The 24,259-nt window shown below is 54.7% G+C and carries 19 protein-coding genes; 2 read left to right on the top strand and 17 right to left on the bottom strand.

The annotated features are described in order from the left end of the window. Positions 1-658: 658 nt before the first annotated feature. The 15 genes from HMPREF9141_RS01570 to HMPREF9141_RS01640 form a co-directional block, all read right to left on the bottom strand. A complete protein-coding gene (locus HMPREF9141_RS01570; RefSeq protein ID WP_007366647.1) occupies positions 659-1,246 on the bottom strand; it encodes an SMI1/KNR4 family protein in 588 nt (195 codons plus the stop codon). 78 nt (positions 1,247-1,324) lie between these two features. Next, complete coding sequence (locus tag HMPREF9141_RS12560) at positions 1,325-1,579, bottom strand: hypothetical protein (RefSeq protein WP_007366648.1); 255 nt, start codon at positions 1,577-1,579, stop codon at positions 1,325-1,327. Between the two features lie 369 nt (positions 1,580-1,948). Then, a complete protein-coding gene (gene rodA / locus HMPREF9141_RS01575; RefSeq protein WP_007366649.1) occupies positions 1,949-3,424 on the bottom strand; it encodes a rod shape-determining protein RodA in 1,476 nt (491 codons plus the stop codon). Next, the gene (locus HMPREF9141_RS01580) at positions 3,414-5,648 is read right to left on the bottom strand and encodes a penicillin-binding transpeptidase domain-containing protein (RefSeq protein WP_007366650.1); all 2,235 of its coding nucleotides are present in this window, start codon (positions 5,646-5,648) and stop codon (positions 3,414-3,416) included. The genes rodA and HMPREF9141_RS01580 overlap by 11 nt, the downstream gene beginning before the upstream one ends. Positions 5,649-5,651: 3 nt before the next feature. Continuing rightward, positions 5,652-6,152, bottom strand: coding sequence for a rod shape-determining protein MreD (mreD, locus tag HMPREF9141_RS01585; protein WP_007366651.1), 501 nt, complete (start codon positions 6,150-6,152; stop codon positions 5,652-5,654). A 314-nt stretch (positions 6,153-6,466) separates the two neighbouring features. Next, positions 6,467-7,351 carry a rod shape-determining protein MreC gene (mreC, locus tag HMPREF9141_RS01595; protein WP_007366653.1) on the bottom strand — a complete coding sequence of 295 codons (885 nt, stop codon included), beginning with the start codon at positions 7,349-7,351 and terminating at the stop codon, positions 6,467-6,469. A 13-nt stretch (positions 7,352-7,364) separates the two neighbouring features. Next, a complete protein-coding gene (locus HMPREF9141_RS01600) occupies positions 7,365-8,387 on the bottom strand; it encodes a rod shape-determining protein (protein ID WP_007366654.1) in 1,023 nt (340 codons plus the stop codon). A 47-nt stretch (positions 8,388-8,434) separates the two neighbouring features. Then, on the bottom strand, positions 8,435-9,031 hold the full coding sequence (locus HMPREF9141_RS01605) for a bifunctional phosphoribosylaminoimidazolecarboxamide formyltransferase/IMP cyclohydrolase PurH (RefSeq protein ID WP_007366655.1): 597 nt from the start codon (positions 9,029-9,031) through the stop codon (positions 8,435-8,437). A gap of 369 nt (positions 9,032-9,400) precedes the next feature. Beyond that, positions 9,401-9,733 (bottom strand): cupin domain-containing protein, encoded by a 333-nt coding sequence (locus HMPREF9141_RS01610; RefSeq protein WP_007366657.1) that lies wholly within the window; start codon positions 9,731-9,733, stop codon positions 9,401-9,403. A gap of 353 nt (positions 9,734-10,086) precedes the next feature. Beyond that, positions 10,087-13,347: a TonB-dependent receptor gene (locus HMPREF9141_RS01615; protein WP_007366659.1), complete on the bottom strand. Its 3,261-nt coding sequence runs from the start codon at positions 13,345-13,347 to the stop codon at positions 10,087-10,089. 258 nt (positions 13,348-13,605) lie between these two features. After that, on the bottom strand, positions 13,606-14,385 hold the full coding sequence (locus HMPREF9141_RS01620) for an RsmE family RNA methyltransferase (protein WP_007366660.1): 780 nt from the start codon (positions 14,383-14,385) through the stop codon (positions 13,606-13,608). A gap of 46 nt (positions 14,386-14,431) precedes the next feature. Beyond that, positions 14,432-14,980 carry a bifunctional nuclease family protein gene (locus HMPREF9141_RS01625; RefSeq protein WP_007366661.1) on the bottom strand — a complete coding sequence of 183 codons (549 nt, stop codon included), beginning with the start codon at positions 14,978-14,980 and terminating at the stop codon, positions 14,432-14,434. A 49-nt stretch (positions 14,981-15,029) separates the two neighbouring features. Next, positions 15,030-16,292 (bottom strand): MFS transporter, encoded by a 1,263-nt coding sequence (locus HMPREF9141_RS01630; protein ID WP_007366662.1) that lies wholly within the window; start codon positions 16,290-16,292, stop codon positions 15,030-15,032. Positions 16,293-16,366: 74 nt separating this feature from the next. Further along, complete coding sequence (locus HMPREF9141_RS01635) at positions 16,367-16,963, bottom strand: DUF3256 family protein (protein ID WP_007366663.1); 597 nt, start codon at positions 16,961-16,963, stop codon at positions 16,367-16,369. Positions 16,964-16,976: 13 nt separating this feature from the next. Continuing rightward, positions 16,977-17,429, bottom strand: a complete 453-nt coding sequence (locus tag HMPREF9141_RS01640; RefSeq protein WP_007366664.1) for a hypothetical protein — start codon at positions 17,427-17,429, stop codon at positions 16,977-16,979. Between the two features lie 221 nt (positions 17,430-17,650). Here HMPREF9141_RS01640 and HMPREF9141_RS01645 point away from each other — a divergent pair, with 221 nt between their 5' ends. Beyond that, positions 17,651-18,160, top strand: coding sequence for a hypothetical protein (locus tag HMPREF9141_RS01645; RefSeq protein WP_040554338.1), 510 nt, complete (start codon positions 17,651-17,653; stop codon positions 18,158-18,160). 427 nt (positions 18,161-18,587) lie between these two features. On the opposite strand, the gene htpG is transcribed toward HMPREF9141_RS01645, so the two are convergent. Continuing rightward, on the bottom strand, positions 18,588-20,642 hold the full coding sequence (htpG, locus tag HMPREF9141_RS01650) for a molecular chaperone HtpG (protein WP_040554132.1): 2,055 nt from the start codon (positions 20,640-20,642) through the stop codon (positions 18,588-18,590). Positions 20,643-21,596: 954 nt separating this feature from the next. Here htpG and HMPREF9141_RS01655 point away from each other — a divergent pair. Continuing rightward, positions 21,597-22,415 carry a hypothetical protein gene (locus HMPREF9141_RS01655; protein WP_007366668.1) on the top strand — a complete coding sequence of 273 codons (819 nt, stop codon included), beginning with the start codon at positions 21,597-21,599 and terminating at the stop codon, positions 22,413-22,415. Between the two features lie 893 nt (positions 22,416-23,308). On the opposite strand, the gene HMPREF9141_RS01665 is transcribed toward HMPREF9141_RS01655, so the two are convergent. After that, a complete protein-coding gene (locus HMPREF9141_RS01665) occupies positions 23,309-23,923 on the bottom strand; it encodes a DNA alkylation repair protein (RefSeq protein WP_007366669.1) in 615 nt (204 codons plus the stop codon). Positions 23,924-24,259: the final 336 nt, after the last annotated feature.

Raw genomic sequence — 24,259 nt, forward strand, 5'->3', positions numbered from 1 at the left:
CCCGGGACGTGTATCCAGACCCGTGACACCTTCACACTCGAACCGTTTCACCCATGAGTTCACTGATATGTCTGTCATTTCTGTTTGAATACCGACGTCTTTTGATGTTAGGCCATTGGATTTCAACAGTATGGCACGGCAACGCATACGGAAGGAATGACTCTTACCACGACGGAAGCCCTCCTCCAACTGAAGACGCTCTTTGTCTGTCAGTTCTATAATCTTGATCTTTCCGATAGTTGTACTTCTTTTATATGTTCGCACAAAGGTACGCAAAAAATATGATATAAAGTGTTTTTCAACATCTACTTAAAACACATAGACACAGCCGTCAGAAGGGTTGAAGTCATTACCACGTACGAATTGACATAAGCGGAGGATTCCCTGACGCATATCAACAGGAGTACAACAAACACGATAAACATTTGTTTCGTTGAGTGCAAACATATTTTTTTTTTGCACAAAGGTAGGAAACAAAACATATCGGAAAAAGACGGCGAATATTGGATGCTTACGTTTTATGTTATATACTCTAATAACGTTTCCGATTCGGATTTATTGTATACCCGTTGTTAATACCCTTATATGGGTGTTCGTCAATACCCTTGTATGGGTGTTCACTGATACCCTTATATGACTAATATCACGAGGCTTTATATTACCTTTTAATTGGGGTGGTATAAAGGTCTTCATCTATTTTTCTTCCCCTCTCATCAAACAGTGAGTATATCCTCTTTAACTCTGATATAAGCATTTGCTCGAACGTTTCCCATTGGAATAGGGAGGTTGCATCGTCTCTATCACAATAGTGCACGGTGCTTGTTCTTTTATCTATATAAAGATAAGAACCGTCCCAGTCATAACCGCCTATAAAGAAATGGTCGTCTGCGGCATTTCGAGGTCTTTCCCGAATGTTTGCCGTAATAATCGAAAACGGTTGGCGGCTTTCATCAGTGCTTCTTTTATTGTTTCTTCTTAACCCGTCTAAACAAAAGGTTCCAGCCAATATGTCTAACCCATTGCTTACATCTAACAAGAATTTTTTATAATCGATGGGAATTTCCATGCCCAATTCTTTCTCCAATGCTTGGACATCGTTCTTACTTAGCGGAGGATACAGGGTGTTTAGCCAAGCCTCGGGGGCTATATGGGGCGCTTTTCCTATAAGGATTGCACCGGTGGATTGGGATTCTTCAATACCCTGGTTCTGAAATCTATAAATTAAATCCCTATATGTTTTATTCATATTCTGTTTTTCTATATACGCTATACTATTTATGATAAAGGCTCATCATTAAAAATGAAGAATTTGACAATAGTTGATTTAATCTCTATTGATTTTCTTCCCACTTGATGGATTCCTGTAATTACCTTTATGCCTACTAAGATGTTCTCCACCTTTCTTCACAAATTCAATATTTGACGGATCACCAGCATCTTCTGGATGTCCTTTTACACTATTAATGTGATGTCCTTCGTAACCCTTTACTTTTCCTGTTTCTTTTAATTCCTTTAATTCTTTCTTTGTCCATCTTCTGGAACCGCACCCTGTCCTTTCCCCTAATTCCGCAGTGTACAATCATGTAAGGAATCCAAGTGGCAGAGAAACAAAGTCTTCAAAACACTTGGATGCGTCAGAATTTTCACCGATCTTGGTGCTGCAAACATAACAAGCAAGCAAAAAACTGACATGACAAAGGTAGCAATTAAAAACGAGAATATCACTCCTTTCTGAGGAATCTATCACATCATGGATGTTTTTTCAAAGTCGGGTTTTGAGAAACTTACTGAATCTGTATTGGGCAGACACGGATGCAGCGTAGGCATCCCGAACTTTAGCCGTCTGACTTCCCTGTCGTAGGGGCAATCATGCCGTTGTCATGTCTGGCCATTGAAGTATCTTGCTGCCGCGGCCATAGCCTTGGTCTCCGTCCCCGGCCCATGGCTTCTATTGCCGGATCAGGTTGCGCCCGGCATCGATACGGAGGAAGATAAAGAGAAGCAGGGTAAAGCCCCACAGAGAGGAACCGCCGTAACTGAAGAAAGGCAGCGGAATGCCGATGACAGGCGTCAGGCCGAGCACCATTCCGACATTGATGAAAAGATGGAACAGGAAAATCCCCGCGACACAATAGCCATAGACCCGCCCGAACTTGAAAGGCTGCCGCTCGGCAAGATACATCAGCCGCAGGATAAGGCAGAGGAACAGGATGAGCACGGCAGCCGACCCGAGGAATCCCTCCTCCTCGCCGACGGTACAGAATATAAAGTCGGTATCCTGCTCCGGCACGAACTTGAGTTTCGTCTGCGTACCGTTCAGGAATCCCTTGCCCTGCAGGCCGCCCGACCCGATGGCAATCTCGCTCTGGTGGACATTGTAGCCTGCTCCCGCCAGATCCTCGTCAAGACCCAAAAGGACGTTGATGCGCACACGCTGGTGAGGCTGCATGACATCATTCAGCACATAGTCGGCCGAATAGAAGAAAGCTATCGACCCCAAAGCGAACAATGCTATATAGAAATAATTGGCAAAGCGTGTGTTCAGGGCGTTGTAGACCAGATAACCGATGACACCGGCCGACAACACCAGCTGTACCCAGACGATATCAAAAGGAATGACGAACTCGGAGAAGAGCAGCGCCAGTGCGGTGAAACCAAAGACATAAGCGAGCAGCAGGCGCGTCTTACCCCTGTCGCCCACATACACCCACACCATGACCGACGAGAAAATCTGGACAAGCAGCAGGACAACGAACTTGCCCACAGAGGTGGGCGTATCCCACAGCAGAACCTCCTCGTACTTGATGCCGACCACGAAGTAAACGACCATCGCCAGCCCCATGAAGAGGAACGACCCCGGCATTCCTTCCCGGTAGAACATGAGAAAGAACGACAGATAGACAAGGGCGGAGCCCGTCTCCCGCTGTCCTACAATACAGAGCATCGGCAGGAAGATGATGCCGCAGGCCCCGGCAAAGTGTTTCCAGTTCTTCATGGTGAAACCATAGGCCGACATGAACTTGGCGATCGCCAGGGCGGTGGCGAACTTGGCGAACTCGGCAGGCTGCAGGCGGAGCGGTCCCATGACTATCCACGACCGCGACCCCTTGATGCTGTGGGGATTGAAGATGGTGGCGAAGAGTAACAGCACGAGAAGGCCGTAGATAATGTAAGCGAAGGTATCGTAGAAGCGGTCGTCCATCATCAGAAGTACGAAGCCCAGGCAGACGGACGTGCCGATCCACACGACCTGCATGCCCGAACGGCTGGCCAGCGAGAAGATCTCGGTGTCGCCATACGTATAACTGGCACCGCAGACACTCACCCATCCGAAGACGAGCAGTGCGATGTAGATACCTATCGTCCACCAGTCCAGCGAACGGAGCACCCCGGGCTGTCTGTCTGCTGTATAATTACTTGGCACGGTTTACGTTCTCCTTGCTTTTCGACTTGTCTTTGGACGGTTTCCCCTTGTCCTTCGACCTGTCCTTACTTTTATCTTTGCGCTCCTTGCGGGAGTCCCTGCTGTCCTTCTCTTTCTCCTTTTCCTTCCTGTCGCCTTCCCTGTCTCTGTCCTTGTCTTTCTTCTCCGGCCTGACCAGTTCTTCCGGTTCGACACGGATGGCAGGGTCGTTCTGCGGCTGCTTGTTCTTCTCCTTCTCCTCCGCCTCTTTCTTCGCCTGCGCCTCCTTTGCCCTGTCGGCTTCTTCCCGGTCCTGCTTCTCCCTGACCATCTTCAGCGAATCACGGATGATGTTCACACGCTTTATGGAGTCCAGACGGAGGGAGTCGGCATGCGACAGCGGCCGCTTGAACGGATAGGAGATATGGCGTTTCTGGATGGCGGCCGCCCTGGCGGCATCGCCTTCGGTCAGCTTCCCGTTGATGTACTGTTCGATCATCAGCGACCCGATCGGCACACCGAACTCGGCACCGAAGCCACCGTTCTCCACATAGACGGCAATGGCAATCTTCGGCGTATCGACCGGTGCGAAACCCATGAATACGGAGTGGTCCTTGCCGCGGTTCTGCGCCGTACCCGTCTTTCCCGCCAGCGAGTAACCGGGATGAACGGCATGGGCACAGGTTCCGCCGCGTACGGAAGACATCATGCCGGCTATCACCTCCTGATAGGCCCGGACGCTTCCTTTCGTCCGATGGCGTTCCATGTATTTGCGGTCGAGCGGCTTCCCCTGGATACGGCGCACGACGTGCGGCGTGACGTAATAGCCCCGGTTGGCGATCGTTGCACCGAGATTGGCGATCTGCAGAGGCGTAAGGTTCACCTCGCCCTGTCCGATGGAGATGGAGATGACCGACAGCGGGTTCCACGTCTTGAAAGCATGGTCGTAGAACTTCGCATTCGGAATCATCCCGCGCTTCTCACCGGGAAGGTCGATGCCCAGCTTGTATCCGAATCCCATGGACACCATGTAGTCGCGCCAGACATCCATGGCATCGTCGAGTGTCCTGTACTTGCGGCGGTTGGAGAGCATGTGGTAAAGTCCCCAGCAGAAGAAGCTGTTGCAGGAAGTGCTGATGGCGGGGACCAGCGAGAGCGGGGACGGATGACTGTGGCAGCCTACGTGCAGTCCCTTGAAATAGAAACCGTGGTGACAGGGATACCGGGTAGAATCGGAGATGATTCCCTCCGTATAATACGTGACGGCCTGACCGGTCTTGAATGTCGACCCCGGGGGATACTGTCCCATGATGGCACGGTTGAGCAGAGGTTTCGCCGGGTCAAGCGTAAGGTCGTGCTGGTACTTTCCGCGCAGCTTGCCGATCATCGCCCGGGGATCGAAGGTCGGCGAAGACACCATCGCCAGAACCTGTCCTGTCTTCGGCTCGATCGCCACGACGGCGCCGAGCTTGCCCTCCATCAGCCGTTCGCCGAGTGCCTGGAGATCGGCATCAAGGCCGAGCTGCAGGTCACGTCCGGGGTGCGGCCGCTGGTCGTACTTGCCGTTCTGGTAACGTCCCTGTATCTGGCCGTGGGCGTCGCGGAGCAGGATCTGCACACCCTTGCGTCCGCGCAGGTCCTTTTCGTATTCACGCTCGACGCCCATCTTTCCGATATAGTCGCCCGGCTGGTAGTAGTCGTCTTCCTCTATGTCGCTCTGGCTCACCTCCGCCACGTCGCCGAGCACGTGTGCGGCGACAGGACGCTGATACTGGCGGACGCTGCGTTTCTGTATGTAGAAGCCGGGGAAGCGATAGAGCTTCTCCTGAAAGGCACTGAATTCCTTGTCGCTCAGCTGGCTCAGGAAGAGCTGCTGGGTAAAGCGGGAATAGCCGGGGTTCTTGTTCCGGTCCTTGATGCTGAGCATCCGGTTGATGAAGTCGGCCTTGTTGATATTCAAAGCCTTGCAGAACTCAAGCGTATCGAGGTGGCCGGCCATCTCATTGGTGACGACCATGATGTCGTAGGCCGGCTGGTTGTAGACCAGCAGCCTGCCCTTCCTGTCCGTGATCGAACCGCGCGAGGGGAACTCGATCTTCTTCAGAAAAGCATTCGAGTCGGCGCTCTTCCGATAGTCGTCGCTGGCTATCTGAAGCGCAAAAAGACGTACGATATAGATCGCCACGATGCCGATGGCGACCGCACTGAGCACAAGGCGGCGATTCTCAAGATTGTAATCTTTCATATCCTACCGCCTCCTTACGTTCTCGACTACAAGAATAAGAATCAGTGTGAGCAGCGAACTGCCGCCGATGCACTGCAGCCATTCCAGCACGTTGAAGAAGCTGAACATCTCCAACGAGAAGAAGGCCACATTGTATATCAGGATGAGAATGGCGGCATACCACGTGTACTGTGGGATGCCGAGCGTGTCCATGCCGGGCTGGAAATCTTCGCTGCTGTCACGAGGGATAAAAGGACGCAGCACAAAGGGCTGCAGAGCCGCCGTCAGTGTCAGCGACCCGGCGGCGACTCCCGGCGTGTTAGAGAAAGCGTCAATGATGACGCCCATCAGAAAGCCCCACAGCAGGATCGCCCACTGGGGATAGTCGCGCGGGAAAAGAAGGATGAAATAGACATAAAGCAACGGCGTGGCGACAGCAAACAGATGGATGTGGTTGAGAACAAACACCTGTGCCACCGTCAGGACGGCAAACCCTAACAAACGTTTAAGGAAATCTACATTCATTCTGTCTATTCTAATTCAAAGGGAATCAATGCCTCATGTCCGGCATGTTCTAAAAACTCCGCATCCGGCTGCTGCTGATATGAATACCGGCCGCTTCCCGTGCCTTGCACTGCATCCGGTTCGGCTGCTTCCACTTCCCTTTCAGCCGCGGCGTCCGCCGTACGGCTTTCAGGCAGAGCGGCAGCATCCGTCTGCCAAGAGGCGGGAATCCATCGAAGGAACTTCATAGAACCCGCCGTAAGATCTTCAGCCCACAGGAAGAGAGCCGGCCCCAAGGTTATCCTTCGCCCGGCATACCGCCGCCCGGCCACCGCCTACTGTCCCTGACTGGCATTCTGCTCCTCGAGCGGCCGGATGGAATCCTGCGCCGCCCTGATGACCTGCCGCTGCTCCCTGACGGAGGCATCATCGATGACGCAGACATCACGGAGGTTGCCGAAATCAGTGGAGAGCTGTATCTGAAGCCGGTAGGAAAGACCGTCTTCCGAATTATAGACGTGCCTGATCCTGCCGACCAGCACCCCCGCCGGGAACACAGAGGAATAGCCGCTCGTCACGACGCGGTCGCCCAGCTTGAACTTGGCATGTCGGGGCACATCGTCCAGATAGGCCACGTCGCTGGCCCCTCCGTTCCAGTGGAGGTAGCCGAAGTAGTCGCGCCCCTGAACGGAACAGCTGATGTTCGACTTCGAGTTCAGCACCGGAATGATGACAGCATAGTGGATGCCCGCCATATAGACGATGCCTACGACACCGTTGCCGCATGCCACGCCCATGTCCTTGCGCACCCCGTCCCACGTTCCCTTGTTGATGGTAATGAAGTTGTCGGGGCGGTCGAGTGAATTGGCAACCACCTTCGCCTGGATCAGACGGAACTTCGACAGGAAACGATACTGCCCGCGGTGCAGGAAGGTGGAATCCTTCGTACGGTCGTAAAGCTGCGAAGACAGTTCCTTCACCTGCTGCTCCAGCTCGAGATTGCGCCGGGTCAGCTGCTCGTTCGCCTCGCCCATCGTCAGGTAGGACGTCACCTTCGAGCTCGCCTCGTAGGCCAGCCCGGCGAAATAGTTCGCTGATGTGAACCACACACTGCCCTGATAGTCATTGAATCGGAACAGGAGAACCATACTCAAGACTTCCAGGGCAACGAACAAGAACCAATGCTTGTACTTAGCAAGGAATTCTGTCAGATTGTGCATGAACGTCGGTCTGTTATCTCATCAAGAACGAGAAACGGTCTACGTTCTTCAATGCAATGCCTGCGCCCTTGGCCACACTGTGCAGCGGATCCTCAGCGATATGGAACGGAATGTTGATCTTGTCGGTCAGCCGCTTGTCGATGCCACGGAGCAGCGCACCGCCGCCGCTGAGGTAGATGCCGTTCTTCACGATGTCTGCATACAGCTCGGGCGGCGTGTTCTCGAGTGCCGAGAGCACGGCGTTCTCGATCTTGGCGACTGTCTTGTCAAGGCAGTGGGCAATCTCCTGATAGCAGACAGGAACCTCCATCGGCAGGGCCGTGATGCGGTTAGGGCCGTGGACGATATAGTCTTCCGGGGCTTCCTCGCCCAGGTCGGTCAGCGCAGACCCCACGTGGAGCTTGATGCGCTCGGCCATGCGTTCGCTGACCTTCACGTTGTGCTGGCGGCTCATGTATTCCTGAATGTCCGCCGTGAGGTCGTCGCCGGCCACACGGAGGGAGTTGTTGCATACGATACCTCCCAGGGAAATCACGGCAATCTCGGTGCTGCCTCCGCCGATGTCGACGATCATGTTGCCTTCCGGCGCCTCGACGTCAAGCCCCATGCCGAGGGCCGCTGCCATAGGCTCGAAGATCAGGTAGACATCACGGCCGTCCGCATGTTCGGCTGAATCGCGGACAGCACGCAGCTCTACTTCGGTAGAGCCTGACGGAACGCCGATCACCATACGCAGCGACGGAGAGAAGAAGCGGTTGCCGCTGTGCACCATCTTGATCAGTCCGCGCATCATCTGTTCGCAGGCGGTAAAGTCGGCGATGACACCGTCGTGCAGCGGACGGATGGTACGGATGTTGGGATGTTCCTTCTCGTACATCATCTTGGCATCGCCGCCCACGGCAATCATCTTGTCCGTACGACGGTCCAATGCCACCACAGACGGCTCGTCAACGACGATCTTGTCATCACTGATAATAATCGTGTTCGCCGTTCCCAGGTCCATAGCAATCTCCTGGATAAATGAAAATAATCCCATTAATCAATGTATATTTTGTAAGTGTATATTCCGTTCTTCAAACAGGGCTATTCCGTGGCGAACCACTCATGGATAGCGGTGTCGTAATGGCTGCTGACCCCAAAGGCACGCTCGGCAAACATCCGGCGGTCTTCCAGGTCGGTCTTCGCCCCCTTCGTATTGAGAAGCTGAAGCAGCACGGGGTACTCGGCCTTGCTCGGGATGATGACGACATCCTTGAAATTCTTGCCGCCGGCACGTATCAGCGAGATACCGCCGATGTCGATCTTCTCGATGATGTCTTCGGCACTGGCACCGCTCGCCACAGTCTGCTCGAAAGGATAAAGGTCCACGATGACAAGGTCGATTGCCGGGATGTCATACTCCCGCATCTGCGCCTGGTCGCCCTCGTTGTCACGACGCGCGAGGATTCCTCCGAAGACTTTCGGGTGGAGGGTCTTCACGCGTCCGCCGAGGATGGAGGGATAGGTCGTCACATCCTCCACCTTCCGGCATTCGTAACCCAACGACTCGATGAACTCCTGCGTCCCGCCCGTACTGAGGAATTTCACGCCTTCCTCGTCCAGCTTCTTGAGCAGGTCCTCAAGTCCGTCCTTGTGGAAAACCGAGATCAGAGCGGTCTTAATCTGTTTTGTACCAGCCATTATAAAACGTTTTATGGATTTGAATTGCAAAGTTACTAATTATAAGCGACTATGCAACATTTTAATTCAAAAAAAACCAAAAGACAGCCAACTATTTGCTGAAAGTCAATCGCTTCGCCAGTCCGACCCGCATGGCAGACAGGAGCCGGGAAAGGCGGAGACGGATGCGCCGGTCGGTGTCTCTCCCCGCGCGGACGCATGGGACAGGGATTCCCGACCGGTCGGGAATCCGGTTCCCGACGGCCGGTACCGCTGTTCCCAGCGGCCGGGAACACCCGTCCCGACGACCGGGAGCAACGGACAGTGCTGCCTAACGTCGGGGGGACGACTACTTTTCGTCTTGCTTTCAAACTCGGCTGACGGATGATGTCACCGCAGTGCCGGGACAATGGCAAGATAGACGACATCGTGGTCGGTACGGTTCTCGAACCAGTGGAAATGTCCTTCCGGACAATAATGCACCTGCCCTACCCTCGCCGTCTCCGTCGTATCGTCATAATGGACGGTCAGCTCTCCGCTGAGGACATACATCGCCTCGAACGTACCCGTATGCTGATGGCGGCCGCTGCTGGCACCCGGCCGCAAGGTGGAATACATGATGCGTGCCTTTTCGTCCACATAGGCCCGCACGTCGAGCCGGCCTTTTCCGCCTTTGAATCCTTCGATATGCGCTTCGGCAATCCTGTCAAAATCAATGATCATAATGCTTCCTTTTTAAGGCATATCCTAAAAACGCCACGTTGGTCTATCGCTGACAGGGGCTTTTCCTGCCCTTTAAGTTCTTTGCCTTCATAAGGCGTCTTCAGCTTTCTTTCCCAGCCGCACAGCCCGCCCTGCACCTGCAAGAGGAAAGCAGAACCAGCCCGCCTGAAAGGCAAAAAACCGTCAAAGGTGATTTCCAGAACCTGCCTGAATTTCTCTCCGGCAAAATTACATAAAAATATTGAATAACACGCCGGACAGAGAAAGAATGCTTCTTCCTTCGGCGGAGAGGCAGAAAAAAAGCAGAAACTCCGGCCGGAGTTTCTGCTTTTTCATTTTGTCTCTTCTGAAGATCAGAAAGTATAACGCAAGCCGACCTGACCGCGCCAGCGGCTGTAATAGTCGCTGTAATCACGTGTCGCATAGCCGCCGGTGAACTGGTAATGACCGTTCTTCTGGTAGTTTACAGGACTGTAGTAAACGCCGAAGCCGTCGCCATGGGTATGTCCCCAGTCCTTGTTCAGCAGGTTGCCGACGTTGATGATGTCAAAGCTCAGTTCGAGCGAGTTCATCTGTCCGCCTACCTTGAAGCTGTACTTCTGTGCGAGGTGTACGTCGAAGTGATGCTCGAAGGCGAGATTGTCCGCATAACGCTTGTAGAACTCTCCGCGGTGCTTCTTCATGTACGAGTCGTTGCCGATCCAGTACTTCATCAGTTGCCGCTGCATGTCCTCCGTCAGCTTGGGAGCCGTGAAGCCTTCGCCGAACACGGCCTTCGTAAGCGCATTGGCAGAGAAGTCGGTCTCGTCGAAACGCATTTTGTCAATCTGCGCATCAGTCGGGATGAAGAACAGGTCGTTGCCGTTGGCGCCGTCCTCGTTGACGTCACCGTAGTAATAGAGGGTATAAGGCGAGCCGCTGCGTCCCTGATAGATCAGTCCGACCGTGGTCTGCCACTCTTTCTTGGATCCGTAGTTTGCGTGATAGTAAACGGAAGCCTGAAGCCGGTGAGGCACATTATAGGCGGAGCGGCCGAGTTCCGGGTCGTTGGAATTCCGGTAAGTGTAGTTGAATCTCCAGTTGCTCTCTGCAACGGAAGAGCCGCCGTTGTTCACACTCATGGACCGTGCCCAGGTGTAGCTTGCCATGAGGTCAAGACCGAAGTTGAAATGCTTCTCCGCCTTCAGACTCAGGTTCACGGTGTAACCTTTCGACGTATTGCTCAGCTTGTAGATGTTGGCAAAAGGCGTACCGTTCGTCGTCTTGGCAAAGAGCGGCCGGTTGTCCTCGACCGGTGCGCCTGCACTGCCGTAGACCTGGCCGTAGGTCTTGCCGGTCTGCTCGTAGGCAAGGTTCTGGTAGAGAATGTCGTTCAGTGTCTTCGAGTAGATGGCCTCTGCTGTCCAGTTGATGCCCAGCACGTTGAAGTCGAAGCCGAGATTGAAGCGGAGGTTCTGTGCGAACTTGAAGTGACGGTCGTAGACGTTGATGGTCTGGCTGCCGGTCGCCTTCAGCTTCGAGGCATTGGCCTCCTGTGCGTTCGGGTCGAGCAGCAGATCCAGTCCGTTGGTCTTATAGGAATTGTAGGTGGAGAGCTGGATGCCCGTGTTGGAGTAATTGTTGCTGATCCATACGAACGGTATGCGGCCGGTGAACACGCCGGCACCACCGCGGAGAATGAACCTGTGGTCGTGGTTGATGTCCCAGCGGAAGCCTACACGCGGACTCCAGAGCGGCGTGCTTGACAGTTTCTGATTGGTCTTGACGTTCCATCCTCTCGTCTCGGCATACTGGTTGAACGGCTCATTGGCCGTCGGCGTGTCAAAGATGACCGGCATGTCCATACGGAGTCCGTAAGTCAGCTGGAAATTGTTGGAAACGTCCCATTTGTCCTGCGCATAGAAACTCAGCTGTGCCGCACCGAAGGAAGCCTCCCACCTCGGGTCGCCTGTCACATCCGTATTGGCATGACCGTAACGGTACTGGTTGAGGTAGGACTTCGCGGGGTCTATCGTCCCTGCGACATAATCATCGTAGTAGCTCTTGAAAGCATCGTAGTTCTTGAAGGTATAGCTGCCGAAAAGATCCTGGAGAAAGAGGTTCGTGAACTTATACAGTTCGTTGTGCGTACCGAAGGTGTAGGTGTGGTTGCCCTTGTACCAGGTAAGGTTGTCCTCCAGGGTGTAGATGTCCTGGTCCAGACGGTTGGCCATGGAGGAACGCTCGATGCCCAGGTTGACGGAACCGCCGCCGACATTGTTGACGGAAATGCTCGGATATTCGCCGTTGATGTCACGTTTGTCCCTCACGCGTACATAGCTGGCACGCGCCTCGTTGGCCACCGACGGAGAGAGACGGCTCTGCAGCTCGGCGATGAACGAGTTGGTCACGCTCTTGAACGGATAAGCATAGCTGCTGCCGTTGAGGGCTTTGCGCGAACCGGCGTTGTTCAGCTGGGACGCACTGACGATGCTCCAGCGCAAGGTGGCCTTGTTGGTCTCGTTGATGTTCCAGTCCAGTTTCAGTCCGCCCTTGTCGCTCCTTGTGTAAATATCCTCGGTAGAGAGAGCCGTGGGATAATTCACTCCCTGACGCTGTGCAAGGTCGGCAATCTTCGCAAGTACATCGCTGGCCTTGGCGGCATCGACAGCAGATGACTCCGCTCCGAGCGTGTAAAGGTTCGGATAGGTCTTGTTGGTCTTCTCATAGTTGGCAAAGAAGAAGAGCTTGTCCTTGATGATCGGGCCGCCGAAGGTAATGCCGGCATTGTACTCCTGCTGCTTGTTGTACTTGGGCGCATAGCCGCCGTCGGCGAGAGGATACTTGGATCCGATGAGGTTCTGGTTGTTGCCGAAACCATAGACACTGCCGTGGAATACATTCGTTCCGCTCTTGGTAATGGCGTTGATGGCACCTCCCGTGAAACCACCCTGACGGACGTCAAAAGGTGCGACGTTCACCTGAATCTGCTCAATCGTCTCCATGGAAACAGGCTGGGCACCGGCCTGACCGCCGTTGGCACCGTCGGCAGCAAGACCGAAGACATCGTTGTTGGCCGCACCGTCAATCATGAAGGAATTGTAACGGTTGCTCGTTCCGGCGAACGACATGGCACCGTTGTTGGAGGTCGTCAGCTGCGGATTGAGGCGTGCCACATCGGCAATACCGTGAGTGATGCTCGGCATATCGGCAATCTGCTTGGAACTAAGGCTCGTTGCCGCTCCTGTCTTCGTAGCGTTGACACCGGCACTTCCTGTCACGACGACTTCCTGAAGTTCCTTGGAGTCGTCCTGAAGCGAGCAGGAGAGTTCTTCCGTCTCGCCGAGGCGGAGCGTCACGTTCTCAAACGTCTTCGTCTTCTGGCCGACGTAAGCGACCGACACCTTGTACGGACCGCCCACACGCATGCCCTGGATGGTGTAGCGGCCGTCAATGTTCGTTACAGCCCGGTAGACTGTTCCCGATGGCACATGGGTCGCCGTAACGGTAGCCCCGATGACATCCTCGCCCTGAGACGTTACCTTGCCGCTGATTCCTGATGTTGTAATCTGTGCCATGACGGTTGTTGTCATGGCAAGCAACAACGTAACCAAGAAAAGTAATCTTTTCTGCATAGTTCTGCTAAGAGATTAAATGAAATAATAACGTTATTTAAATGTATGTTGCAAATATAAGCAATTTTTCCGATACTTACACGGTAAACCGTAAAAAAGTTGTAACGACCTCTGCTTACCCTATCCTTATCCTGCCCTCCTCATCACAGCCTATCATCGCCTACTATCACCTATTACTGCCTATCACCGCCTGTCCTACTCATCATTGCCTATCACCGCTCATCACCGCCTATCACCACCTGCCATCAAAAAAGCAGCCTACACCCTTCGTGCAAGCTGCGACATCATCACGGCACTCAGCCCTGCCGTCTCCGTGCGCAGACGGCTGTTCCCCAGCGTGACACTCTCAAAGCCATGCGCCATGGCAAGGCGGACCTCGTCGATAGAGAAGTCTCCCTCAGGCCCTATCAGTACGGTAAGATCCTCTGCCGAAGAAGGGGTATCCGCATCTGTCTGCCTCCGGTCCTGTGAAGACCGTACCGCCGGGGAGACGCAGCTGACGGCGGAGAAGAAGTCTGCACGAGAAATCTCCGGATAACAATGACAGATATATTTCCGTCCGTTATCAGGACAGTGCTCGATGAACGACCGGAAGGACATCATCGGGTTGACCGCCGGCTTCCACCCTTTCCGACTCTGCTTTACAGCCGAAATGACGATTTTCTCGATACGGTCTGTCCGCAAGGTCTTGCGTTCGGAGAACTTGCAGTCCAGGAAGCTGAGCACGTCAAACCCCACTTCCGTGGCCTTCTCTGCCATCCACTCCATGCGCCCCATGTCTTTCGTAGGGGCTATGGCAAGATGGATCCGTCCTCTCCAGGCGCGTGTCTGCCGCAAGGTCTGCCGGATAGCATAGATACATTTCTTTGTCGTCGCCAGTGCCACCTCAGCCCGATAGAAGCATCCTTCACCGTCCATCAGGAACAGCTCGTCCCCTTCCTTCAGCCGCAGGACACGCAGCGCATGGACGGCTTCCTCGGCCGGCAGCTCGTTCACCGCAGCCGCATCAGGCACATAAAAATATCTCGCTTCTTTCATTGTTGGTCTCTGACGGGAGCGGCCTCAAGAGGGCATCCCGCACACATTATCCCTCCTTTTTCCTGTGCTTCAACTCATCCCGGAGCATGGAAGCCAGTTCGTAGTTCTCGTCTTCTATCGCCTTGTCCAGCGCCTGACGCAGCATCTCTACGCTCAGCGCATTGACCGGCAGGGCTATCTTGTTCCTGTCGGCATGGTTGCCCACGCTCTGCCGGTTGAAGAGATGCTCCTCCATGAAGATGTCCAGCTTCGCCACCTGTGCCAGCAGTACGGCATCAGAGGCACGGACCGGTGTAAGACTCAGATCGTCCTTGTCGACCAGGAGCGCCTTGTACTGGCCGTCGATGATCGAATTGAAGAGAATCTCATAATGGACACCGGTCATCCGGGGATTCACACTGCACAGCACTTCCGGCAGCAGCCGTTCCGTGACGGCTGCATCCCCCGTCCGAAGTCCAAGTTCATACTCCATGCGCCCGTCGCATACAATGGCGACCTGCCTTGTATGCGAAAGATCTGACAGGATAAGAAGCCCCAGCTCCGGTCCTCCCACGATCTGGGATATTCCCGTATATACCAACTGGACTTTGCTCATTATGAATTGTTCTCTTACACCTTATACAATACACATCCTCAGCCGCCCCCTACGCTTTCCTGGGACGGAAGATCAAAGCGAAGCTGACACCCACGACAAAGGCATAACCTGCGAAGATGAACCAGCAGGACTGCCAGTCGCCGACCGTCAGCGTGTCCGTTCCCACCTGCTGCGGATGGGTATAGACATTGATGACGGCCTGCGCCGCCAGTGTTCCTATCGTCGCCCCTACTCCATTCGTCATCAGCATGAACAGCCCCTGCGCCGATGAGCGGAGCGCCGGTTCCGTACTGTTGTCTACGAACAGCGAGCCCGATATGTTGAAGAAGTCGAAGGCAACGCCGTAGACTATCATCGACAGCACGAAGAGCAGTACCCCGGGGAAGCCCGGATTGCCCACCCCGAACAGTCCGAAGCGCAGCACCCATGCGAACATGGCTATCAGCATGACATTCTTGATGCCGTAATGCCGCATGAAGAAAGGTATCAGCAGAATACAGCAGGTCTCGCTGATCTGTGAAAGACTGATCAGAATATTGGCATGCTGCACGCCGAAGGCCTGTGCGAACTCCTGCTGTGCGCCGAAGCTGAACAGGAACGGATTGGCAAAGCTGTTGGTAATCTGAAGGCTCACGCCCAGCAGCATGGAGAAGATAAAGAAGATGGCCATCTTCTTCTGCCTGAACAGTGTGAAGGCACGCAGGCCGAAGGCATCGACGAAGCTCTTCTTGTCCGTCCCCTTACTGACTTCGCACTTCGGCAGCGTAAAGGTATAAAGGAACAGAATGATGCTCACCGCCCCGGAAGTGACAAACTGGTTCTGGTTGCTCTGGAAGCCCAGGAGGTCGACCAGCCACATGGTAAGGATGAATCCGATCGTCCCGAACACACGGATCGGCGGAAAGTCCTTCACCGTGTCCATGCCCGCCCGAGTCAGTGCGCTGTATGCCACGGAGTTGGTTAGTGCCAGTGTCGGCATGTAGAATGCTACCGACAGCGAATAAAGCGTGAAGATAATGGAGAACTCCGCATGACCGCCCGCACCCAGGCCGTAGCCGGCTGTGGCAAACATGAACAGTCCTGCAAGCAGATGGCAGAAGCCCAACAGCCGCTGGGCAGGCACCCAGCGGTCGGCCACGATGCCCATCAGCGCCGGCATGAAAATAGACACTATTCCCTGCATGGAATAAAACCAGCCGATTTCCGGGCCAATGCCGATATTCCCAAGATAACGACCCATAGAGGTCAGATAAGCTCCCCACACCGCGAACTCCAGGAAGTTCATCAGTGCCAAACGTACCTTCAAATTCATGTTTTCAGTAATTGATTTATGACCGCAAAAGTAGTGATTTTATCAGAACTGACCAAATGTGCGGTCTGTTTTTCCTATCGGAACTCCGTACCGTTCCAGGTAAGCACCCGGGGCTTCAGCAGGACGGACACACGCTCCGCCTCCTTCGCCGAGAGCAAGGGATAGCTCCAGCTTACCGAGAGCGAGTTGCTGTCAGCCGACAGGCGGTAGGCTCTCAGGCGGGGTGTCATCAGCGGTTCCAGTTCTGCAAACTCTTCCTCGCTCATCGTCTCCGGCCGTTCCGCCACGTCCTTGCAGACAACGACAGCCGGCTTCCGCTGCCAGAGCCGACTGAACAGACCGATCCGGCTTTCCGCCGCCGGTCCCTCCCACGTCTGCACGAGCGCCAGCGTCGACGGGTCCAGCAGTCTGATCTCCATCCGGCTGCTCCCGCTGAGTCTCACCGAGAGATAGCTGTCCGTCATGCGCTCTATCCGCACCGTGTCGCCCAGGGCGTCCCTGACGGCCGGCTCCGCCTTCATACCCACGTAATCGGCCAGCTCCGTACGCTGGTTCCTGTTCAGATAAGGGACAAGGCTGTCGGGCATCTCTATCCACACATCCCGCAGGCTCTGGGCAGAGCCCCCCAGCCAGCCGGCAAGGAAAAGGAGCAGTATCAAAGATTTTCTCATGACTATACAGTAATTAGAACGGTCCGAACGACAGATCACAGCGATTCCGGAAGGTGGCGATGGTGAAGAGGCGTACACCGTCCTTGTCGTAGCCGACGACAAACCGTCCGTCTTCCGGATTCATGCCCTCCGTCGTCAGGTAAGTCTCTCCGTACTTCTTCCACAGGACTCCCATCCGCTCTACCGCCTGCGTATGGGTCGCACAGACATTCTTCAGCCGGACAAGCTGCAGCCGTCCGCTGTCGTCAAAGAACACATTGGCCTCGGTGAACTGCTCGCCGTTGAAGACCACGTTGCTGAACACGACCTTCCCGACCGTCTCCGAGACAGGCTGCCCGAAGCGGCGGGTGAACTCTTCCATCGCTCCCCGACGGTCGGTCCGGAACTGAATGCCGTCTATCGGCTGCTGTGCATACGCCGTCAATGCAAACGGGAAAAAGACGAGAGCCAGTAAAAAATGCTTCATTTCTGTTTATGGATTATGTCTGCCTCCTCGGCCGGAGGCCTCTGCAAAAGCAGAACCGGCAGAGACAAAGCAAGGTCTGTCCCCGTCGTGCCGCATGCAGATTCGTTCCTGCAAAGGTACAAAAAAGAAAGAAGAAACGAAGAAAAAGCGAAATCGTTTTGCCATCTCTACCTTTTCTTTTACCTTTGCCGATAGAAAACAAAGAAAAAAAGAAAGAAGATATGAAATGCCCGGAATGCAACCATGAGGTAAACGAGCAGGAGAAGAACTGCCCCCGCTGCGGCGCACCACTGCATCACGACGACAAGGACGACGACCCCACGCTGAGCCGCGGGCTGGTGGTCTTCATCATCATCGGCACGATCTTCCTGGTCGCCTTCGGCTTCTACTATTACGCCCAGCATAAGAACGACCCGGAATACACCCAGACCGCCATAGAACCTGACTCGAACCTGGCCGAGAACAACAAGGCGAAGTTCGACACGATAGCCAGGGACACGACAGCGAAAGACTCGGCAGACAGCCAGGAGCAGGAACAGGCGGAAAAAGTGTTCAACAGCATCCGCGGCCGCAGTCACGGACGGCACAGGAGCCGGCCGCACGACACGCCCGCCGCCGCTTCCGACGAACCGGCCGGGTCACCTGAGACGCCGTCTGCCTCTTCCAGCGAGCAGCAGACCGTCGCCCCCGCTGCCTCCAAGCCACGGGTGGAAACGATCGAGACAGAATAGGCGAGAGACGGCGTTCTGCACCGGACACGGCACGGAAGCCGCCATACCGGATACGGTTCTTTTCTCATCGCGTGCAGGAAAGCCGCCCATACAGCCGGGCCGGCAGCATCTTCACCTTATTATATTGGGACACCAGCCGGAAGACACAACCAGCGCATGCCCTTCCAAAGCACCCTGCAGGGAGACTTCAGGCTGTGGCGGCCTGCTTGCCGGCCGCCACCGGTTCCTCCGGGCGGATGGGGCTTGCAGAAGTCTCATTCCATGAAACCAGACGGACAGGTTCACCGGACTGCCGGATCCCTTCCAGACGGGTACAGGCCGGTGCGGAAACAAAGAGAGCCGCAGGACTGCCAGATGCTGGCTGTCGCTGCGGCTCCCTCCTTTTTATCCTGACTTGCAGAATCGCCCTGCAGGCCGGAAGAACCGTTTACTTGATCAGACTTACCGAACGCTTGAGGAACTTGTCCAGTGCTGCCCCCTGCAGCATCCCGTTCTGCAGCAATGCCAGGTCGATGAGCTGGTGTACCACCTCGTTGTCCTTGGCGTATGCAGCCACAATGGCCTTCTCCTTGTCTTTGAGGTCGGAGACAGCCTTCTGTGTTTTCTGCATATCGTCTTTCTCCTCCTGCGTCAGCTCTTCGGACTTCTTCTTGTCCTGCGACTGGTGCAGGGCGGCCAGACGTGCCTCCTGTCCTTTCAGTTCGCTTGCGACAGGCTTCAGCTCCTCCGCCGTATTCGCCGTTATCTCGCCGAGCACCTTCTTGACCAGAGGATGGTCGGCATTCAATACGAGGTTATAGGAGTCGGGCATCTGGGCATAGAACCCCATGCCCTGCTGAAAGTGGCTCATTTCCTTCATGCGGCGCATATACTCGTTCTGTGTGATGAGAACCGGCTGGAAGTCTTCTCCGAGCGACTGGACATCCACCATGAACTCCGCCTTGGCAATGGATGGGATCTGCGAGCGGAAAGCCTCTGACAGATTGGCAGTCTCACCGGCTGACAGATGGGTCTTCGGCGCATCCTCTTTCTGTATGATACGGTCAAGGACATCAGCGTCCACGCGCACATAACGTGTCTTGTCCTGCTTCTGCTCGAGCATCGACAGTGTCGGCACATCCAGCTGTCCGCCTGCATCAATGACACTGTAACCCTTCTGTCTGGCAGCCTCGATATAACTGTACTGCTCCTCCTTGTCGGTCGTATACAGATTCACCAGGACTCCCTCCTTGTCGGTCTGGTTGTCCTTGACGAGCGTCCTGTACTCCTCGTAGGTGAAATACTTCCCTTCCGTATCCTTGACGAGTGCGAAATCCTTGGCACGGTCATAGAGATCGGGCTGCGACAGCATCCCGTAATGGATGAAAAGCTTCAGATCGTCCCACTTCGCCTCATACTCCTTACGGTTTTCCTTGAAAATGCTCTGCAGCCGATCGGCAACCTTCTTCGTGATGTAGGTGGCGATCTTCTTCACATTGGCATCACTCTGCAGGTAACTGCGGCTCACGTTCAGCGGGATGTCGGGAGAATCGATGACGCCATGCAGCAGGGTCAGGAACTCGGGCACGATCCCCTCCACCTGATCGGTCACGAACACCTGATTGCAATACAGCTGTATCTTGTTGCGCTGGAGCTCGATGTTGTTCTTCACGCGCGGGAAGTAGAGGATACCCGTGAGGTTGAAGGGATAATCCACGTTCAGATGGATCCAGAACAGCGGCTCGTCGTTCATCGGGAAGAGCGTGTGATAGAAGTTCTTGTAGTCTTCATCCTTCAGGGAGGACGGGGCCTTCACCCACAGCGGCTCCACGCTGTTGATGACGTTGTCCTCCTCTGTCTCGACGTTCTTGCCGTCCTTCCATTCTGTCTTCTTTCCGAAGACAACGGGCACAGCCATGAACTTGCAGTACTTGTTCAGCAGCGCTTCGATCTTGGACTTCTGCAGGAACTCCTTGCAGTCATCATCAATGTAAAGCACGATGTCGCTGCCCCGGTCGGCCTTTTCAACGTCTTCTATGGAATATTCCGGACTGCCGTCACAGCTCCATTTCACGGCCTTGCTGCCCTCCTTATAGCTCTTCGTGATGATTTCGACTTTCTTTGAAACCATGAAGGAAGAATAGAATCCGAGGCCGAAATGACCGATGATCGCCTCCGCCTTGTCCTGGTACTTCTCCAGGAAGTCATTGACTCCGGAGAAGGCTATCTGGTTGATGTACTTCTCGATCTCTTCCTCGGTCATGCCGATGCCGCGGTCGCTGATGGTCAGCGTACCGGCCTTCTCGTCCAGCCGGATACGGACGCTCAGGTCGCCCGGATCACCTTTGAAGTCGCCGGTTGCAGCGAGGGTCTTCAGCTTCTGCGTAGCATCGACGGCATTTGAAACCATCTCGCGCAGGAAGATGTCATGGTCTGAATACAAAAACTTTTTGATGACGGGGAAGATGTTCTCTGTCGTAACCCCGATATTTCCTTTCTGCATAGCAATGTATTTTATAGTTTCTATTTTCTCGTTACTTATAACAAACTTCGTGCCACGATCCATCAGGAGAAAGTCTGCCACCGGCAGGACAGGGCGGACAGGGCATAAGGCCGGCCGTGTCCTCCGAAGGTTCTGTGCCCAAAGGAAACACATCCGCTTCCCTTTCCCATGCACCGAGACGGAAAGGGCTTTTCTGCCTGCCGGCCTAAAACAGGCTGGCAGGAGCACACGCCTTCAGGCAGACTCCCCGTTTCTCCGGCAAGGACCCGGCTAGGCCGCATCAGCCGAAAGAAGGAGGCCGGAATGCTGTCCGGAGCCGGCAGCCTGTATAGTCCCGATCTACCCACAGGGATTTTCGGAAGATACTTTACATTCTCTGTCCGGAAACGCCCTTTCTTCCCTGCCCCTGCCCTTACGGAAAGACGGCGGTATGTCCGCCTGCATTGCAGACTGCCACCGACAACATTCCAACCAACGCCCGATTACGTCCCAACCAGTGCTTACTTCCACGTCCGTTAACGCCCGTTTGCAACGCTATCAGGCACCTTTTAGAAATGCGTTTATATACAGCTGACTGACAAAGACTTACAGAACCGGAGAGAAGACCGTCCTGTCTTTCCTGAACCGTCATTCCCGGAAAGAAAAGAAAGACATCCACCGGGATGCCTCCTCTTTGGGGGTGAGTAAAAATTCAGGACAGACAACGCACAGTACCGTCCGCCTGCCCCTCCCCGACAGGCGGTTGTCTCCGGCACGCAGCCGGCAGACTCCTGCCGGTTCACGGCCACATTCGACACGGCAGACACGATTCCGGCAAAGTTTTGTAATGTGCGTTAAACTTTTAGACCGAAAAGTTTGGAGATTTACGTTTTAGTATATACTTTTGCAGCAAGTCTGAGTGTACAGCCTTGCACACAGCCATACCCAAAAGCAATTTGAACGAGTAACAGATATATGAAGCGACAAGGACAAGCATTAACGTTAAAGAATCTTACGAAAAGTAACGTCTGGGACATTCAGGAGAACGATGTCTTCCGCCTCTGGGCACAGGCTGAGCGAGACGCAGATCTGAGGGATAACGAGCGACACTACATCGATGTCATCAAGAGTGCCTTCACCATAGAGGAAGTAAAGATCGACCAGCCGGAGGTCATCCGGAAATACGAGGCCCGGGGATGTCAGGTGGGACAGGTCAGGCTTGATGAAAACACGACCGTCAAATGGGCTTTGAAGAAGAAGCCTATCCAGCGTGTCACGGATCTGACCTGGGAGAACATACACCATGTTTCAGCACGGAAGCTGATCGAGGTGCTCGAACGCAACTTCGGCGGAGGATGGGAAAGCCTCCCCCAGAGCATACAGGACATTATCCAGAGCGGATTCGACATCAGTACGACCACCCTCCCGACCGCACGGCTGAAGAAGCCGGGAGGCCTCTACGACAAGAAGCTGGCCGACGGATTCGAGGTGCTTGAGATTTCAAAAGGATCATGGACAGAGGCTATCTTCGCCAAAGAGAAGCCTGTGGAAGAGCACGCACACGCCAGGTTCTCCGCCCTCGAAGAGGCGACGAAGGAAGAGGAAAGGGCTGACGCCCCGGAGGACGACGAGGAAGAGCTGCCGGAAGACGACCCCAAAGACAATGAAGAGGACGACGAGGACGGATTCGACGAGGATAAACTCACGGAAGAAAGCTACCGGACGACCTTCGACACCAACCCGGAAGACCTGGAGATGCAGGCTGCCGAGGTAGGGGATGACGACGACTTCTGACCGGCGCGCCTGTTGCAAGCGGACCGAAGCGGGAGGGACGGCACGGCGGACAGAGACAAGGCGGCGGACACTGCTGCCGCCTCCTTCCGTCGCCGCACCGGTACCGCAGAACGGTCACCCAAAAGAAGACCCAGCCGGATCTGTCCGGCTGGGTCTTCTTTCGGATAATGACAATCTTGTTGTTTTCTGTTTCTGATACGATTTCCCGAGGGTGGCAGGCCGCCCTGTGGAATCGGTGTTCTCTCAGTGCTTCTTGGCCTTGCGGGCCAGAGCCTCACGGCGTGCATTCTGAATCTCGAGGAAGCGAGCATCAACGCTGCTGTCGAACACCTGGTTCATTGCAATCAGTCTTTCCATAATGATGTTGTTGTCTTTAATTCAAAACCGGCTGCAAAGATACTTGCTTCTCATCGGAAAGACCGGCTCCGGCCTCACCTTTTTCCCATAGGAGGACAACTTTTTGATTATCGTCAACAGGTTTGACCTACATCAAATATACAGCCGTATCACGGCAGAAAGGGGCTCTCCGCCTTGGCAGTTCCGCCAGACAGCAGTACCTTTGCAGCGAGTTTTTCAAACAGTTCAAGTAATAACCGCAGGCCAAAGGGGTTCTGCACAGAAGAAGAAAGGATAACATTATGCTGACATTCGGTATCATCACAATCGTCGCAGCCGTATTCGCTGAAGCACTGATCGTCTCAAAGAAGATCAATCTCGGAGAGTAACTGCAAGACAGAAGACCAGAACCACCAACGACACGCTGCCGGGAACAGACGGCAGCCGACAGATAGGAGAAAAGCCGGTACATCGCAGAGATGCACCGGCTTTCCCTTTGCAAGAGCCTCCTGTCCGGAAGCCTGTCCCCCGATGTGCCGGCGGCGGAAAGGGACGGCCTACAAGAGGTCCATCCCGGCGAGCGCCTTCCGGGCGACGGCTTCATAGTCGGCTCCCAGACCGCAGAAGCTCAGCACGCAATTATATGCCGCATGCTTCAAGGGAAGATCCCTGCCTTCCAGCGTCGTACGGACCTGGTCGAGGAACTCGTTGACGCCCCGTTCGTTCGGTTCCAGCTTGCGGGCGAACAGGCGGGCGAGCAGCTGGTAGCCGCAGAGCTGGCGGATCGCACTTGCCGAGGCGATCCACCGGTAGGCCAGCGAAGGGGCGAAGTCAAGATACTGCAGCAGATTGAATGCCAGCAGCTCGGCCATCTCCTGTGTCCGGAGCCGCTCCATCCATACATCCACAAGTTCGGCATCCATCTTCTCCGCCGGCATGATCAGCGTCGCAAGCACCTGACATTCGCGTATGTCCTCTTTCCACAGTTCCACCGCAAGTCCGTAGTCCTTTCCGTATTCAGCCGCCATCTTCTGCAGTTCCGGAAGGGGGACACCCCAGTTGATCTTGTATGAAACGCCCTTCTGCCGCATGGATTGCGAAGCGACGCCATTCATCAGCAGGCGGAAAGACTGCTTTATCTCCTTCAGTTTCTCGTGTATCTGTTCATCCATCTTTTTTTATATAATAAGGTGTACAACCGCAGGCTGCCGCACGCCGTAAGAAACCTCCGCCCCTCATCCGGCTGCGGACAGCCACCGGCACTACAAAAGTACTCTAAAAAAACGAGTTCAAGAAACTTCCGCCACACCGTTTGAAGTCTCCGTACCGTCAGGAGGCCGTCCGGTCGCCTTCCCCGTTTACGCATAGAGCCGGAAAGCCGTCCCGTAAGAGGCATCCGTGATGCACGGAAAATCCGCCATCCCCGCTCCTTGACGGATGATGCGGGACATGGCGGAGGATCTGACCGGGTCAGACTTCTGCTGCAACAGGAGGGCAGACGCCTCTCC

Origin of the sequence: Prevotella multiformis DSM 16608, assembly GCF_000191065.1 — a bacterium.
Classification (GTDB): domain Bacteria; phylum Bacteroidota; class Bacteroidia; order Bacteroidales; family Bacteroidaceae; genus Prevotella; species Prevotella multiformis.